Source organism: Microbulbifer sp. MKSA007, assembly GCA_032615215.1.
In the GTDB taxonomy this organism is placed as follows: Bacteria; Pseudomonadota; Gammaproteobacteria; order Pseudomonadales; family Cellvibrionaceae; genus Microbulbifer.
This window is the reverse complement of record CP128433.1, coordinates 4,705,927-4,722,333: the sequence shown is the minus strand read 5'-3', so window position 1 is coordinate 4,722,333 and position 16,407 is coordinate 4,705,927. Positions and strand designations below refer to the sequence as shown.

12 protein-coding genes and 1 pseudogene are annotated in these 16,407 nt (G+C 49.9%); 6 read left to right on the top strand and 7 right to left on the bottom strand.

Annotation, left to right across the window (positions count from 1 at the left end; genetic code table 11):
* Positions 1-59: 59 nt before the first annotated feature.
* From fetB to QT397_23885, 3 genes are all read right to left on the bottom strand, one after another.
* Positions 60-860, bottom strand: coding sequence for an iron export ABC transporter permease subunit FetB (fetB, locus tag QT397_23895; GenBank protein WNZ55852.1), 801 nt, complete (start codon positions 858-860; stop codon positions 60-62).
* Positions 857-1,462 carry an ATP-binding cassette domain-containing protein gene (locus QT397_23890; GenBank protein ID WNZ55851.1) on the bottom strand — a complete coding sequence of 202 codons (606 nt, stop codon included), beginning with the start codon at positions 1,460-1,462 and terminating at the stop codon, positions 857-859. The genes fetB and QT397_23890 overlap by 4 nt, the downstream gene beginning before the upstream one ends.
* Positions 1,463-2,515: 1,053 nt before the next feature.
* A complete protein-coding gene (locus QT397_23885) occupies positions 2,516-2,836 on the bottom strand; it encodes a hypothetical protein (protein WNZ55850.1) in 321 nt (106 codons plus the stop codon).
* 359 nt (positions 2,837-3,195) lie between these two features.
* Here QT397_23885 and QT397_23880 point away from each other — a divergent pair, with 359 nt between their 5' ends.
* From QT397_23880 to QT397_23865, 4 genes and pseudogenes are all read left to right on the top strand, one after another.
* Positions 3,196-3,657 (top strand): DUF2846 domain-containing protein, encoded by a 462-nt coding sequence (locus QT397_23880; GenBank protein ID WNZ55849.1) that lies wholly within the window; start codon positions 3,196-3,198, stop codon positions 3,655-3,657.
* Between the two features lie 236 nt (positions 3,658-3,893).
* A pseudogene (gene parC / locus QT397_23875) lies at positions 3,894-6,141 on the top strand (DNA topoisomerase IV subunit A).
* Between the two features lie 137 nt (positions 6,142-6,278).
* Positions 6,279-6,728: a MarR family transcriptional regulator gene (locus tag QT397_23870; GenBank protein WNZ55848.1), complete on the top strand. Its 450-nt coding sequence runs from the start codon at positions 6,279-6,281 to the stop codon at positions 6,726-6,728.
* Positions 6,721-7,800, top strand: a complete 1,080-nt coding sequence (locus QT397_23865) for an HlyD family secretion protein (protein ID WNZ55847.1) — start codon at positions 6,721-6,723, stop codon at positions 7,798-7,800. Before QT397_23870 ends, QT397_23865 begins: the two co-directional genes overlap by 8 nt.
* Positions 7,801-7,864: 64 nt before the next feature.
* Here the strand turns inward: QT397_23865 and QT397_23860 are convergent, their stop codons facing one another.
* The 4 genes from QT397_23860 to QT397_23845 all read right to left on the bottom strand — a co-directional run bounded on the left by QT397_23860 (position 7,865) and on the right by QT397_23845 (position 11,478).
* Positions 7,865-8,284, bottom strand: coding sequence for a DUF2147 domain-containing protein (locus QT397_23860; protein ID WNZ55846.1), 420 nt, complete (start codon positions 8,282-8,284; stop codon positions 7,865-7,867).
* 183 nt (positions 8,285-8,467) lie between these two features.
* A complete protein-coding gene (locus QT397_23855) occupies positions 8,468-9,991 on the bottom strand; it encodes a YdiU family protein (protein ID WNZ55845.1) in 1,524 nt (507 codons plus the stop codon).
* A gap of 15 nt (positions 9,992-10,006) precedes the next feature.
* The gene (locus tag QT397_23850) at positions 10,007-11,077 is read right to left on the bottom strand and encodes a Ppx/GppA family phosphatase (GenBank protein WNZ55844.1); all 1,071 of its coding nucleotides are present in this window, start codon (positions 11,075-11,077) and stop codon (positions 10,007-10,009) included.
* Positions 10,990-11,478 carry a hypothetical protein gene (locus QT397_23845; GenBank protein ID WNZ55843.1) on the bottom strand — a complete coding sequence of 163 codons (489 nt, stop codon included), beginning with the start codon at positions 11,476-11,478 and terminating at the stop codon, positions 10,990-10,992. Before QT397_23845 ends, QT397_23850 begins: the two co-directional genes overlap by 88 nt.
* Positions 11,479-11,863: 385 nt before the next feature.
* Here QT397_23845 and ppk1 (QT397_23840) point away from each other — a divergent pair, with 385 nt between their 5' ends.
* Together ppk1 (QT397_23840) and ppk1 (QT397_23835) are read left to right on the top strand one after the other, a co-directional pair.
* Positions 11,864-13,912 (top strand): polyphosphate kinase 1, encoded by a 2,049-nt coding sequence (gene ppk1 / locus QT397_23840; GenBank protein ID WNZ55842.1) that lies wholly within the window; start codon positions 11,864-11,866, stop codon positions 13,910-13,912.
* A gap of 359 nt (positions 13,913-14,271) precedes the next feature.
* Positions 14,272-16,323, top strand: a complete 2,052-nt coding sequence (gene ppk1, locus QT397_23835) for a polyphosphate kinase 1 (protein ID WNZ55841.1) — start codon at positions 14,272-14,274, stop codon at positions 16,321-16,323.
* Positions 16,324-16,407: the final 84 nt, after the last annotated feature.

The following is a 16,407-nucleotide window of genomic DNA, read 5'->3' as shown; positions in this document are numbered from 1 at the left end:
GCTGGTTCTCAGGTGTCCGGCGCTCTCCTTCCTTCGATCGAATCATCTCTCCACAGACTTTAGGCATTTTTAATCAGGCGATCAGTGCGCAGGCGCTCCCGCTTATCAAAGAGCTGCCTTGAGGCCAGGGCAACGGCGAGAAAAGTGCCGAAACCGGTGCCTGATGCAATCGCAAAAAGAATCAGGATTTGATATTTGACGGCAATTGTAGGGGAGGTGCCTGAGAGAATCTGCCCTGTCATCATTCCCGGCAAAAATACTATCCCAGCGGCAGCCATGGAATTAATTGTCGGCATCAATCCTGCCCGCATCGCATCTTGCCGAAACTCCAAGCTGGCTTGTTGCCAGGTATGCCCCAGCATCAAGCGGTTCTCAATAATATCCCTAGAGCGGTGCATACTTTCTGTTAGACGGTCCAGGCTTAGGGCAACACCAGTCATTGTATTACCCAGCAGCATACCTAAAAGTGGAATGGAATACTGTGGTTGGTACCAGGGAGTAGGGCCAATCAGTACGGCCAAACTTAATATGGTGATACTGAAAGCGGACACCATCATCGATAAAGTGCCTACGGCAAAGCTCCAGCCACCGAGTAGGCGATACTTTTGTCGGGCTGCCACTTGCTGTCCGGCAAATAGCAGCATTGCCAAGGCCAGAAGTCCCACCCAAAGTAGGGTGCCAACTGCAAAAAGGGTTTCCAGTACCAGTCCTACCAGGGTGAGCTGAATAGCCGTGCGTAGAGCGGCAACAATTAACGATCTACTTAGTTTTAGTCGCGCTACATGAGTGCATACGGCTAGAGCCAATACCAACCCCGCAGCCAAAGACAACTGCCACCAGGACAGGTCGATTACACTCATCGATGAATCTCCTGTTCTTTCAGTTGATTATCAACAATGGCCAAGTGGCGATGAGCTACCCTTCGAATCTGCTCCTGGCTATGAGCTACCCAAATCGTAGGCAGCTTGTGCTCCTCAATGAGCCCTGTTAGCCATTGCTCTACCTCCTGCGCAGATCTGGCGTCTAGGTTGGCCGTAGGCTCATCTAGAAGGAGCGCTTTGGGTTTGTAGGATATTGCGCGAATCAGAGCCAGGCGCTGCTTTTCTCCCGAAGAGAGTCGATTTACTTGCCACTTTACCGCGTCCTCAGGAAAGCCGAGAAGTTTAAGTGCATCATTCATGGGTGTTGCGAAGTGATCGCCGACAGTTTCTTCCCACCAGGCAGTCTGCGCGGGAACCAACATCACATGCTTTCTCCACTGGTGTGCTGGATACGTACTCTGGGATTTATTCTTAAAGCATATGTCGCCTGTGTAGGGTTCAAGGTCAGCTATGGCTCTGAGTAAGCGGCTTTTCCCTGAGCCAGATGGACCAGATAAGCAAATAATTTGGCCAGATGCCATGGTTAAATTTATATTTTGAAGACAACCTACAAAAATATTTTTTAGCACCAGAGTCGACATGAGCTTCGTGGAGATTAGTGTTTAATAGAAATTATCAGCAAATGATCATTTGTGTAAAGTAAGTTTTATCTTTTAATTTCTTATTCTTTGTATATGAATTTTTGATCTTTCTTGGGTTGGGGAATGTCTTGATACTCTGGGGTTATGGATTAAATCTATAACCTGTAAAAATTGTAGACTCTGTTAAGGAAGGTGACAATGAAAATCTGGTGATATAAATTTTGTAGGTATTGTTGTGGTTATTGTTTGTAATTTTATCTAAGAATCAGTGGAAGAGAAAACTTTAGTCGTATCGATATTTTAATCTGTATGCCGGAAGCTATTATTTTAAAGGGCTTGATTTTTAATAAGTGCAGTCGGTAAAGGGTGGGTCAGCTGATAGAGTTGGTTCTTATCCTGATCATGAGGAAGGCACTAATGAGATAATTATAGTTGAGTGAGAACGGTATCAAATTTACAACCTAAGAAAATTGGCACTTACAGAAAGTAGTAGAAAAGCTGTTGGAAAGACACCCCTTGTCGATCAGGTAAGAAATGAGATGTAGTACTGGTTTGCGCGGATGCTGACAAGGATAGGCACAGAAAGTGACTGCTGGTGAGTAGCAACAAATAGACATCACAACTCGGAAAGAAATAGGTTCCCAGTAGAGGGCAAGTTACATAAAGAGGCATACGGTTGTATCGTTGCAGTATGAGATGATCTATTCACTAATTTATTTTCAGCCCAAATGGTGGAGCCTTATACAAGGTACCAATAGCGATAAGGACTTCCAGTATGACCTCGACAAGAGGCAATTGAACCGCTGTGCGTACTGCCGCGACAATCAGTGGCTTGCTGCGCTGTGATCGTGTGATATTGGAGCAAATTGCCAGGACGACTACCAACGTCGCAGCCAACGATAATTGCCACCATCAAAGATGATCACACTAATTGTTACTTAATAAGCTACTCCCATTAATTTCAAAATGCCTGCTCTACACTCGTTGGATCTGCCTTTTCTTATGGGTCGTCCAGGTGGCGGGGTATTGGTGATTGCTGATTTCATCCATAAGTCATGCTTCTATTTTACTAGTAGTATCTGTCTCCACATTGACACTGAGCCCATCCTGTAAAAAAGCTTGTGCGGTGTAGGAAAGCTCGAGAATAAGTGTCAAGCGTTGTTTCTCTATGAAGGATAGCCGGCTTATCTGCCGGTCTGTCGTATTCTCGGGAAATCTTAAAGTGTTTAATGTATGCCCCATTGGTTGATTAAAGTTTTCGCCTATTGTTTCGTCCCACCAGGCATTTTGCAGTGGTACCAATATAACTTGCTGCCGCCACTTGTGATTTGCCATTTCCTTCTGGCTTTCGTCATCAAATGTTATCAATGTCATGGGGTTCAATGTCTGTAATGGCTCTGAGTAGACGGCTTTTACCCGAACTATAGGGACCTGAGGGCAATTGATTTTTCCTGCCAGTACTTTTAGTTGTACTCTTTTATGTGGGCCAATGCTCAGTGATTCCAGCTTTAGCTCAGGTATAATCGTGTCTATCTATTTCAATTTCCTTCACCTTAAAGTCGGTGGAATACTCAAGCTTTGTGGATATGGCTGAAGAGTCGAGTTTTATCTCCCTGATCAATTTGATTAAAGGTTCTAGTTGGTAGTCAAGCTGATATGATGCGCGTCTGTTAACGCAGAAGCTGTACAAAAAACAGCCGTTAGCAGGTGTTAAATTATATTGGGGATAAAACATGTACAAAAAATTAGCGGTGCTTTCTATAGCTACATCTCTTTTTGCGGGTTGTGCGTCGGTTCCTATGGAGAGTGATGAGTTATCGAATAAAGCTAAAGAGTTCAATTCACCTACTGAGGGGAATGCTGGTCTCTACATCTATAGAGCTTCTGGTCCCGGTACTACTCTGAAGAAAGATATCTGGGTTAATGATGAATGTGTTGGTCAATCTGCACCCAACGTCTTTTTCTACCAGGAGGTTATTGGGGATAAAGAATATAAGGTCTCAACCGAGTCGGAGTTCTCCCCGAATGACCTGTTGGTTGATGTAAAAGCAGGTGAAAATTACTTTATCGAACAATACATTAAAATGGGAGTGTTCGTTGGTGGTGCAGACTTGAAACTTGTTGAGTCTGAAGAAGGTAAAGCTGATATTACAAAATTAAAGCTTGCAAAAGCTGGCGAGTGCAGCCAGAAATAAAGTTGGCTCTGCGAGAGGCACACTTAGTATGTGTGCTTCTCCAAATTTTACCTGGGAGTCTTATTCCCTTAAGAATGCATTAGGCTGGTTCGATACCCACCGGACTTTTTGGGTAAGCTTTAGAGATTGTATTGAACTTACAATGAGCTTCTCCCCTTCCTTTTTCAGCTTCCCTTTGAACCTCCCGCTCCAGTCCGCCATAATCCGCTCCTTCCGAATCGAATAACGAGAGCTGTATGACCGACACCTCTGTTTATGAGGCCACAGAGCGCCTGCCGTTAAAGGAGTACACCGAAAAGGCGTACCTGGATTACTCCATGTATGTGATCCTGGACCGCGCCCTGCCGAATATCGGTGACGGCCTTAAGCCTGTACAGCGGCGTATAGTGTACGCCATGAGTGAGCTGGGCCTGAAGAATACTGCCAAGTATAAGAAGTCCGCGCGCACCGTTGGTGATGTGATCGGTAAGTACCACCCGCACGGCGATAGCGCGGTGTACGAGGCGATGGTACTGATGGCGCAACCGTTTAGTTATCGCTACCCCCTGATTGATGGCCAGGGCAACTGGGGCTCGCCGGATGATCCCAAGTCCTTTGCCGCGATGCGTTACACCGAGTCGCGCATGGGGAAATATTCGGAAGTGCTGCTGTCGGAGTTGGGGCAGGGCACTGTGGACTGGCAGCCCAACTTTGACGGCACCATGGATGAGCCCTGCGTACTGCCTGCGCGGGTGCCCAATATTCTATTGAACGGTACCACCGGTATTGCCGTGGGTATGGCTACGGATATTCCCCCGCATAACTTGCGCGAAGTGGTCAACGCGACTGTAGAGCTGCTGGAGAATCCTAAGGCCACAGTAGAAGAGCTGTGTGAGCATATTCTCGGCCCGGATATGCCCACTGAGGCAGAGATTATTACGCCACGGGATGATATCCGTAAGATTTACACCTCCGGTCGCGGTTCTATCAAGATGCGCGCCCTGTGGAGTAAGGAAGACGGCGATATTGTCATTACTGCGCTGCCTCATCAGGTGAGCGGTGCCAAGGTGTTGGAGCAGATTGCCCAGCAGATGCAGGCGAAGAAGCTGCCCATGGTGAGCGACCTGCGCGATGAGTCGGATCACGAAAACCCCACTCGCCTGGTAATTGTGCCGAAATCCAATCGGGTGGATATGGAATCGGTGATGAATCACCTGTTTGCCACTACCGATCTTGAGCGCAACTACCGCGTCAATATGAATATGATCGGTATCGACGGGCGCCCGCAGGTGAAGTCCCTCGATAAAATCCTGCGGGAGTGGCTGACTTTCCGCGCCACTACCACCCGCCGTCGTCTGCAGTTCCGTCTGGATAAAGTTGAGAAGCGCCTGCACCTGTTGGCAGGTTTGCTGGTTGCCTTCCTCAATATTGATGAAGTGATCGAAATTATCCGTACCTGTGACGAGCCCAAGCAGGAGCTGATGGATCGCTTTGAGCTCACGGATATCCAAGCGGACTACATTCTCGATACCAAGCTGCGCCAGTTGGCACGCCTCGAAGAGATGAAGATTCGCGGCGAGCAGGCGGAGCTGGAAAAAGAGCGAGATACCCTCACCAAGACCCTGAATAGCGAGCGTCGCCTCAAGACCTTGATCAAGAAAGAGCTTCTGGCCGCAGCCAAAGAGTTTGGCGACGACCGCCGTTCCCCGATTGTGGCTCGTGAAGAGGCCAAGGCGTTTAGTGAATCTGAGCTGCTGTCTTCAGATCCCATCACCGTTATCGTTTCTGAGAAAGGTTGGATTCGCGCGGCCAAGGGCCATGAAATTGATGCGGCAGCGCTCAGTTATAAGGCAGGGGACAGTCTCGGTTTTGCCGCGCGGGGCAAGAGTAACCAGCCCGCGTTATTACTCGATAGCACTGGTCGCAGTTACTCCATTGCCTCCCATACTTTGCCTTCGGCACGGGGGCAGGGCGAACCCCTCAGCGGGCGTATCAACCCCCTCCGGTGCCACCTTTGAGGGCTTGTTGATGGGCCCTGATGAGCAGCGAGTGTTACTGGCTTCCGATGCGGGCTATGGCTTTATCGCCAAGCTCTCTGATTTGCAGTCGCGCAATAAGGCAGGTAAAGCCATGCTGACCCTGCCCAAGGGAGCCCAGGTGCTTTCCCCTCAATTGCTGGAGAGCCTCGATGATGTTCTGCTGGCAGCGGTGACTACCGAGGGGCGCATGTTGGTGTTCCCGGTGACTGAATTGCCGGAATTGTCCAAAGGCAAGGGTAACAAGATTATCAATATCACTTCGGCCCGAGCTGCGGCCCGCGAAGAGGTGGTCATCGGTGTTGCTGTATTGAAGGGCAGGGATCAACTGGTCGTTCACGCCGGTAAGCGCCATACCAAGATCAAGATCTCGGAGATGGATCACTATCGCGGCGAGCGTGGCCGGCGCGGCAACAAGCTGCCCCGGGGCTTCCAGAAGGTCGATAAGATTGAGGTTCTGGAGAAATAGATCCATCCCGGATGCAGGTCGAAAGGGCGGTCCTAGTGACCGCCTTTTTTAATGGGGTTTTGGGATATTGATAACTCACACATTGATGAAATAATAAGCAGGCTTATAATGAGCGGCCTTAGACAGGGAGAGCAGATATGTCCAGGGAAGATGCCGTTACTGAAATCAGTTTTGAACTACACAGTGCAGCACGGCTGCTGCGGCGAAACTTCGACCGCAGAGCCAAGGACCACGGGCTGAGTGGATCCCGCTGGCAGGTGCTTTGGCATCTACTGCGCGAGGAGGGCCTCAAGCAGGCAGAGTTGGCCGAGCGCCTGGACCTAGCACCGATCAGTCTGGCGCGCCAGCTGGATAACCTCCAGCAGGAGGGACTGGTGGAGCGGAGGCCCGATCCCGAGGACCGGCGCTGTTTCCGTATTTATCTGACGGAGCAGGCAATGCCGGCCCTTGAGTTACTGGGCGGTGTAGCCCAGCAGACCCGCAGTGAGGCACTTGTGGGCTTTTCCGCCGCAGAGGTGGATCAATTGCAGTCGCTGCTATTGCGGTTGCGCAAGAATTTGACACGTGAAGAGATTGAATGTGACTGAAAAGCTGTCCATTAAGCTAGACCGCGCCGGACAACGAGAGTTCGCACTCTCCTTTTTCCTGGTATTGGCCGTCCTGATAGGGGGATGGAACCTGTTGCGCGGCAGCGATATTGTCGAGACAGAGAACGCTTACGTGAAAGCGGACAAGATTTCCCTGGCGCCTGAGGTTAGTGGTGTTGTCACCCAGGTACTGGTGAGTGCCAACCAGGTCGTGGAGAAGGGGCAATTATTGATTCAGATCGACCGCACGGCCTTCGAACTGGCGGTGACTGAGGCGGAGGCGCGCCTGGCCCAGGTGCGCAACGAATTGCTCGCTCGCCGTTCAGAATATGCTGAAGCAGACGCAGCGTTGCAGCAGGCACGCAAAGATGCGGACTTTTACCGCCGCCAATTGGAGCGCAATGAAAAACTGAGCAAGGTGGCGTTTTCCGAGGCGGAGCTGGACAGCGCCCGCCAGCAGCTGGAGCGGGCCCGTGCACAGATCACGATTAATGCTGAGAAGCTCTCCAGCTTGCGCGCTGAACTGGGAGGTGATCCCAGTATTGCCCTGGAAGAGCAGGCAGATTTAAAAGTGGCTCAAGCGCAGCTGGATACCGCCCGCTACCAGTTATCGCGCACGCGCATTATTGCTCCCGTGGATGGCACTATCGCCAATACCGTACCCAAGGTGGGGGAGATGGCCACTCTGGGCATTAACCTGCTGCAAATGATTGGCTCCACTGGCCTTTGGGTGGAGGCCAACCTGAAAGAGACCGAGCTGGGTCGCGTGCGCACGGGCCAACAGGCGGAAGTGACCCTGGATGCCTACCCGGATTTTGAGTGGCAGGCTCAGGTGGACAGTATGAGCCCCGCCAGTGGCAGTGAGTTTGCTTCCACACCGCCGCAGAATGCCAGTGGCAAGTGGGAGAAAGTCGTGCAGCGGGTGCCGGTGCGATTGCGTCTATACCCCCTCAAGGATTCTCCGCCTCTGCGCGCAGGTATGAGCGCCAAGGTACGAATTGATACCAGTGAAGATGATAAAGTGGTGTCGGCCCGTGCAACGAGCGGTGAAAGCGGCAGGGTGGTGCTTTAACTGGGTTTGAGAGAGAGGTTTCTGGGCCCGAAAGAACTCGGGCCCGAGAGCTGCACCTAGTTGCTTATTGAACTCGGTGCCAAGTTTGGGTGCGGTAGAGGAAGCCCAGGTAGCCGCGCAGCTTAAGGGTGTTGTCATCCTCCAGCCAGACTTTCAGGTCGTAAACCTTGCCTTTAACCGGGTCGAGAATTTCCCCGTCCTCGTATTTTTTCCCTTTCTTTTCCAGCCCGCTGATGACATCCATGCCGACAATGGGCTTACCTTTCAGGTCGCCTGGGCACTTGTCGCAAACGGTGTCGTTAGGCTTCATCAGAAGATCCACTACCTTGCCGTAATACTTCCCATCCTTTTCATAGATGTTGACGATGGACTTTGTCTCTCCAGTCTCGTCATCGATAGTGCGCCAGTTGCCCAGGATATCTGCAGCACTGGCCTGCAGGGCGAACAGCAGGCCAAAGGTGGCCAGAAGCAGGTTTCTAATCATCACTTATTTTCCTATGTAAAGTAGGGTGACCCGGATATTACATCAAGTCACCTGCGAGGGCAGTGGGCTAGTCGTCATCAGGTAAAATCTAACAGTCAAAAAGTAGCATTTGGCCACATATCCCTGCCTTTTCTCTCTATTTGTCCCAATTTCGGGACCTTTGTGTGTTACCCAAAGGCACCTTTAAGAGGAACAGCTCAAGGGGATACGCTTGCCGGATTCTGGCGGTGCACTGGCCCAGACTTCTCGCTCCGGGTGCTCGGCGAAAGGGGATTGCAGTAACTGGCGCAGAGTCCGCAAAGGATGATAGTCGCCATCTTCAGCAGCCTCGATGACCTTCTGTGCCAAATAGTTGCGCAGAATGTATTTCGGGTTGACTGACAGCATGGCCAAATTGCGCTCCCGGGAGTTATTTGTCTCCCGGGTGAGGCGGCGATCGTAGTGCTCCAGCCATTGATCCAGGGCGCTGTGGTGAGAGGGTTTGAGTAACTCGTGCAAAGCGCTGGCCGGACGCTCCCCCCGGTAGTGGGCCAGGGCGCGGAAAAACAGGCTGTAGTCGGCCTGGCCGTGTTGAAGCAACTTCAGCAGTTCCGAGCAGAGGGCCTGGTCGCCATCCTCTTCTTTTTCCAGGCCCAGTTTGGCCCGCATACGTTGCGCATAGGCCTCGCTTACCACCGGCTGGAATTGCTCCAGGCATTCGCGTAGGGCGTCTACACCGACAAAGGCCGACAGTGCATGGGCGAGAGCATTCAGGTTCCACAGTACGACTCCAGGCTGTTGCTCAAAGGCGTAACGGCCGGTGTGGTCGGAGTGATTGCAGATAAAAGTGGGGTCGTAGTCGTCCAGGAAGGCGTAGGGCCCGTAGTCAAAGGTGTCGCCAATAATCGACATGTTATCGGTGTTGAGCACGCCGTGGGCAAAGCCTACGGACTGCCAGGCTGCAACTAGCTCTGCACTGCGCCGGGTGGTAAAGCGCAGCAGTGCTTCAGCTTGGTCGCCCACTGCCATACCCTCTGTACCCGGTATAAAGCGTCGGCAAATAACCCCGATCAACTCCTGTAGGGCCTCCAGTTGCTTGGTGTAAAACAGGTATTCAAAGTGACCGAAACGCACGTGGCTCTCCGCTACTCGGATCAGCATGGCCCCGGTTTCGATTTTCTCACGGGTGACAGGTTCGTCGCTTGCGACAATGCACAGTGCCCGGGTGCTGGGAATACCGAGGCCGTAGAGTGCCTCACTGGCGAGGTACTCCCGTATGGTGGAGCGCAATACTGCGCGGCCATCACCAAAGCGGGAGTAGGGCGTTTTTCCTGCACCCTTTAAATGCAGTTCCCAGCGCCGGCCTTCACTCTCGATTTCACCCAATAGCAGTGCTCGCCCATCCCCCAGGTCTGGGTTGTAGACCCCGAACTGGTGACCGGTGTATTTCATCGCAAATGGGCGGCTTCCCTTAAACAGGCGGGCGCCGCAGCCCAGCTCGGCCCAGGCGGGGTCAGATTTCTCGTTGGGGTCTATTCCCAACAGTTGCAGCACAGAAGGGTTGGTATCGATTACCTTGGGGTGGCGGAAAGGAGTGGGTGCTATGGGGATGCCAAAGGCTTCCCCCATATCCGCATAGTGGTGTTCGAGAGTGACTTCGCTCAGTTTCATAGCTTTTGATTGTAGGGTGAATATTTGCGTAAAACGCCAGTGTTCAGAGTGGCTCACAAGGGCCCCTGGCTCTTATACCGCCGTTATCTGTAGGGGCCGATTCTGTGAGCGCCAGTGTTGCTCTTCCTGCTCCAACAATTCTGCAATTGCCGGGCTATCCTCCAGCCACTGTTGATCGGCTTCCAGGTGATAGGCGTCTCCCTGGTCATATAGCTTTAAGCCGTCCAGGCTGCGTTCGGTGCGGTCCCGGTGAATAATACATCCGAGGCGCAGGCATAACAGAAGGTCTGGGCTGGGGTGGAAGCCATAGTGCTCCCGTGGCGGTTTGATTCTTCCCCTTTGGTTGTGCACCAGATAGGCCAGGTGCTCCTGTTCACTTTTGGCAAATCCGGCCATATCGGCGTGTTTAACCATATAGGCCCCCAGCTTGCGGAAGCTGCTGTGAGTTAGGGCCAGGCCGGTTTCGTGCAACTGGATAGCCCAGTGCAGTCGCACCTTGCCTTCTGGTGGGTACTGGGGGCGCAACTGCTGCAGGAGGTTGAGTGAGGTGGAACTGACACGTTTAGCCTGGTTGGTATCTACCTGCCAGCGCTCTACCATGGCGGCAATCGTATCTGCACGTCGATCCCCGCCGTGCAAGCGCCCGGCCAAGTCGTGCACTATGCCCTCGCGGATTGCATAGGGGGAGACTTCCATACGCATAATGTCGAGTTCGCAGAATATTGCATGCAGTATCGCCAGGCCGGCAGCGAATACCGGGCGACGCTCTTCATCCAGGTAGGGTAAATCCAGGTCCGCGATATGTTTGGCGGAGGAAACCCGGTGCGCAAGCTGATCGATATCCCCGCGCTTGATCGCCTTTACTTCGCCATCATTGCAAATCCTGGCAACCGCTTTGATAGTCCCGGAGCAACCGGTAACTTCCGCGCCTTCGGCAATATGCTGTAGCTCCTGCAATTCGGCCCGCGCCGCTCGCCGCGCGCGTTGGAAGTGGTTTACGGTATTGCGGCTGATCAGGCCATCAGCAAAGAAACGTTTACTGTAGGAAACACAGCCTATATCCAGGCTTTCCAGTTGCTGTGGAGTATCACCACCGCGAACCAGCTCCGTGGAGCCACCGCCAATATCAATAATGCAGCGCAAGCGAGGGGGCCATTGGCGGCGGCGAGAACCCCGGTGAAGATCAGGCGGGCCTCCTCGATACCGCTGATAATTTCCACCGGCACTCCGAGTATTGATTCCACTTCTTCCAAAAAACCATCGGCATTGGCCGCAGCCATGCGCAGTGTATTTGTACCCACAACACGCACATGGTCGAGGGGCAGTTTATCCATCACTGGCTGAAAGCGTTGCAGAGCGGTCAGGGCCCGTTCGGTTACCGCCGGGTCCAAGTGGTGGTTAATATCCAGCCCCTCGGCCAGGCGCACCATGGCTCTGTCTGTGTGCAGGCGTACCATGCGCTGATCACGAAATTCTGCCAGGAGCAGATGAAAACTGTTTGAGCCCAAATCTAGGGCGGCATAGCGTTCGTTTGGAGCTTGCATCAATATCCCGTTGAAAGCGCTAATGTATGGAGTCGGACACTCTATTATTCATTTTGCCACTTTTCAGTCCAATAGTGAGTGCAGTCAATTTACAGCGCACCAAAAAGGCGCCACCTCTAAAAGTGTTACAAAATTATTAAATATCTTTTATAAATAAAAGATATTTTTTATTTATTTGTGCCAATTTATGGACTGAAACAGTGTGGCAGAAAACTGTGAAGCCATACTAGATCGTTATATTGCTATAGGCGCTTGCTCACAGCCACATTTCAGTGGCATATTTCTTTACTTAATCTTGACCCTCAGCCCCGTGTTAAGGCTGCTTCCAGAATAATCTGGATTTTTAAACTGCCGTTAGATACTGGGTGCGTTTTATGGTTTTGCAATGTCTAACGATGTGCCTCTATTTCCCAAAGAGTTGAGCTGGCTTTCATTTAACGAGCGTGTTTTACAGGAGGTGGAAGATGAAAGTGTGCCTGTTATTGAGCGCGTACATTTTTTGGGAATCTTCTCTAATAACCTGGATGAGTTTTTCCGTGTGCATGTTGCAGCGGTACGTCGTTTAGCAGCCTTTTCCGTTGGCGGAGAAAAGAAGGAATATTACAGTAATCTATTGCAATCGATTAATAATCGGGTGTTGAGGTTACAGTTGCGCTATGCGAAGGCCTATAACAAAGCTTTAAAGGATCTGGCAAAGCATGATATCCATGTGGTTAGGGAGACTTCGCTTAGCGATAACCAGCGCCAGTTTGTAGAAAGTTACTTTCACCGGGAAGTGCTGCCGGAGCTGGAGCCATTCTTTATCGATGGGCGCAAGCCCATGCCATTGATTAATGAAACCAGTATCTATTTTGCGATAGCACTTGAGTTGGATGATGGTACCGAGCGCTATGTGGCAATGGAGATTCCTACGGATACACTTCCCCGCTTTGTGGAGATTCCTCCACGGGAGGGGAAGCGGGAGAAAGTCTACATCGTTCTCGATAATATTATCCGGGGATGCCTTAAAGAAATATTTCGCCATGTGGTGCCTATCGCTAAAGCCAGCGCCTATACCTTTAAGATCAGTCGCGATGCTGAGTTGGAGTTAAGTGAAGAGGTAACCCAGAATATTCTCGACCGAATGGAGCGCTCACTAAAAAAGAGAAAGCGCGCAGATCCGGTGCGTATGGCATACGATGGTGATATGCCTGAGGCTCTACTGGAGCTGGTGAAGAAGAAACTGAAAATGGGGCGTTATGATACCTATACCCCCGGTGGGCGTTATCACAATTCCAAAGATCTGATGAAATTCCCGGGGGAATCCGCCCGACTTCGCTATAAGCGCCTCACACCACTGCCAGCCTTACCGAAAAATGAAAGTGTATTTTCACAGCTGTGCACAGGGGATCGGCTTTATTATTATCCCTATTATGACTTCCATGCGATTGTCAATTTCCTGGCATCTGCCGCACTAGACCCTCAGGTAAAAGAAATTCGGATTAATCTCTACCGGGTAGCAAAGAACTCCCGTGTAGTTGCGGCTCTGGTAAATGCGGTTCGCAATAACAAAAAAGTGACTGCGGTGGTGGAGTTGCGGGCGCGCTTTGATGAAAAGGCCAATATCCATTGGTCCCATGAGTTGAGCGATGCCGGGGTGAATGTAGTGTATGGCATGCCCAATCTCAAAGTACATTGCAAGTTAATTTCTGTGCTTCGTCGCGAGGATGGCAAAGACCGTTTCTATAGCCATCTAGGCACCGGTAACTTTAATGAGAATACAGCGAAGGTCTATTGTGATTTTAGTTTATTGACCAATAACCAGGAGCTGGGTAGGGACGTGTACAATGTATTTGAGTTTATGCAGGCACCGCGTAAGCGCCCTTCTTTTAAACGTATTATCACTTCACCATTTTTCTATCGGGATGCGATAACTGCAGCGATAGATCGCGAAATTGATGCCGCCCAGGCAGGGAAGGAAGCGGCTCTATTTTTCAAGTGTAATAACCTTGTGGATAGCCAGATTATTGAGCAGCTGTATCGTGCCAGTGCCGCAGGTGTAAAAATTCGTATTATCGTTCGTGGGATGTGTGCATTGGTTTGTGAAACTCCGGGCGTATCAGACAACATTCGTATTATCAGTTTGGTAGATAAGTACCTGGAGCATGCCCGGATCTATATTTTTCACAATGGTGGTGATGAGATGATGTGGTTGTCTTCGGCGGACCTGATGAAACGAAACCTGGATCAGCGAGTTGAAGTCACTTTCCCGCTTATGAATTCGGAGCACCAGGCTACAGTTCGCAAAATTATGGAATTGCAGTGGAGTGATAATCAGAAGGCGCGGCTGATTGATGCCAAGCAAACAAATTCCAAGTTAGCTAATGAGGGACGAAAAGGTTGTCGATCCCAGGATGCCATCTATCGCTTTTTAAAGCAGCGCGAGGCGGAGTAGTATAGATCGCCAGTAATGGGCTGCAGACCTTCCTTAGATTAAATGGTGACCCTTCAGTTTGTCTGTGGGGTCACAAATACCATTTGCACAGCTAACATCACTATTCTACCCAGTGTAGGCTTCACTATTGACAGTGTGCATCTTTCCTTTATTTATGGACCCCGCTACCAAGATAGAAACTCTACTGTTGGTTTTATAGCCGATATCACAAGGAGTGAATCCAAAAATACGCTGTCACCTTGTTCTATTATTTTATAGTTAGCCAGATTTTAAGCTCTGTACCAGTAGGGCGGATTTGGGGAGGCTGGTATTTGGATTTTGGTGATCAATAGTAGAAGCGTTGGTGAAGTGCTCTATCTATGCTAAATGATATTCCTCTATTTCCCAGCGAATTAAGCTGGCTATCTTTTAATGAGCGAGTACTACAGGAAGCCGAGGATGAAACAGTCCCGGCTATCGAACGGGTACACTTTCTCGGAATTTTCTCCCAGAATATGGATGAGTTTTTCCGCATTAAGGTTGCTGGTGTACGGAGGTTGGCGAGTATTGATTCTGGTGTGGGGCAGAGGGAGCACTTTTCCCAGCTATTGAAAACTATTAATGATCGTATTTTGACGCTTGAAAAGCGCTATGCCGAAGCTTATGTCAAAGTGTTATCGGGATTGAAAAAGCATAGTATTTATCTTGTTCGAGAAGATAGTTTAAATAGCCATCAGTTGGGATTTGTAAAAAATTATTTTCATAGTCTGGTTTTGCCGGAGTTAGAGCCTTTTTTTATCGATGGCAGATCAGCAATGCCATTGCTGAGTGACAACAATATCTATTTCGCTATCACTTTGAATTTAAAAGGGGAGCCAAGCAGATATGCAGTTATGGAGATTCCTACTGCTATTCTTCCCCGGTTCCTGGAAATTCCATCGCGACAAGGCAGGAAAGAGAAAGTTTACATCGTTCTGGATAATATTATTCGAGTGTGCTTGGAAGAAGTCTTCCGCAATGTCCTGCCTATTCTTTCTGCCAAGGCATATATGTTCAAGATAAGTCGAGATGCAGATATTGAGCTGGGGGAGTATGTCAACCGGGATATTCTCGAACGTGTTGAACGGTCGCTCAAACAGCGTAAGCGTGCAGAGCCGGTACGTCTTGCTTACGACATGGAAATGCCTAATACACTGTTGGAGCTGATTAAGAAAAAGCTGAAGATGGGATCCAGGGATAGTTATACCCCTGGTGGGCGTTATCACAACTCCAAAGATCTTATGGGCTTTGCCCCGGACTCCAAAAGTTGTCGGTATAGAAGGCCGGCACCGCTCTTGGCTTTATCCACCAGTGAAAATATTTTTGACCAATTGCAAGACGATGATGGATTGTTCTGTTATCCGTATCATGATTTTTGGGCAATAACAAATTTCCTTGCTTCGGCCTCTATTGACCCGCAGGTAAAAGAGATACGTATTACTTTGTATCGAATGGCGAAAAACTCAAGGGTAATCGCGGCGTTAATTAATGCGGCTAGAAATAATAAAAAAGTAATTGCGGTTGTTGAATTGCGGGCGAGTTTTGATGAAAAAGCCAATATTTATTGGTCCCGTAAATTAATAGAAGCAGGAGTGTTGGTTGTTTACGGTGTTCCAGAAATGGAGGTTCATGCGAAGTTAATTTCTGTAGTTCGCCGTGAACAGGGAAAGAATCGCTTTTATACCCAGTTGGGAACAGGGAATTTTAACGAGAGTACTGCTCGTGTCTACTGTGATTTCAGTGTATTGACTAATGATCAGGGAGTGGGGCGCGACATCTATAACTTGTTTGAATTTATGCGATTCCCCAATACAAAACAGGTTTTCAAGCATATTATCGTTTCTCCTTTCTCATTGAGAAGTTCGTTTGAGCAGGCCATAAACCGGGAAATAGAGGCTGCCCTTGCTGGGCGTAAAGCTGGCATATTCTTTAAGTGCAACAGCCTGATAGACAGCAAGCTGATTGCCCACCTTTATCGGGCGAGCGCTGCGGGAGTAGAGATTCGATTACTCGTTCGCGGTGAGTGCTCTTTGGTATGCGACACTCCTGGATTATCCGACAATATTAAGGTGATCAGTTTGGTGGATAAGTTTCTGGAGCATGCAAGGATTTATGTGTTTCATAATGGTGGCGATGAACTGATGTGGATGTCCTCTGCAAACCTGAAAAACCGCTGTCTGGATCAACGGATCGAAGTCACTTACCGGGTGACCAATTCTCGACACCTCCGAACCATTAAGAAGATCATGGAATTACAGTGGCATGATAATCAGAAGGCCCGCTTAATTGATGCCGGTCAAACCAATACCAGATTGGCTAATGAAGGGAGTAGAGGTTGTCGGGCCCAGGACGCTATTTACCGCTACTTGAAGAAGCATTCCCAGAGGTACTAAAAAAGGCAGAAGGGAATTGTACGGTGCCCAAGGGTGTATGGGCATAGATGCTTTACAGACCTAACTGGGTGTCTTCACCGCATG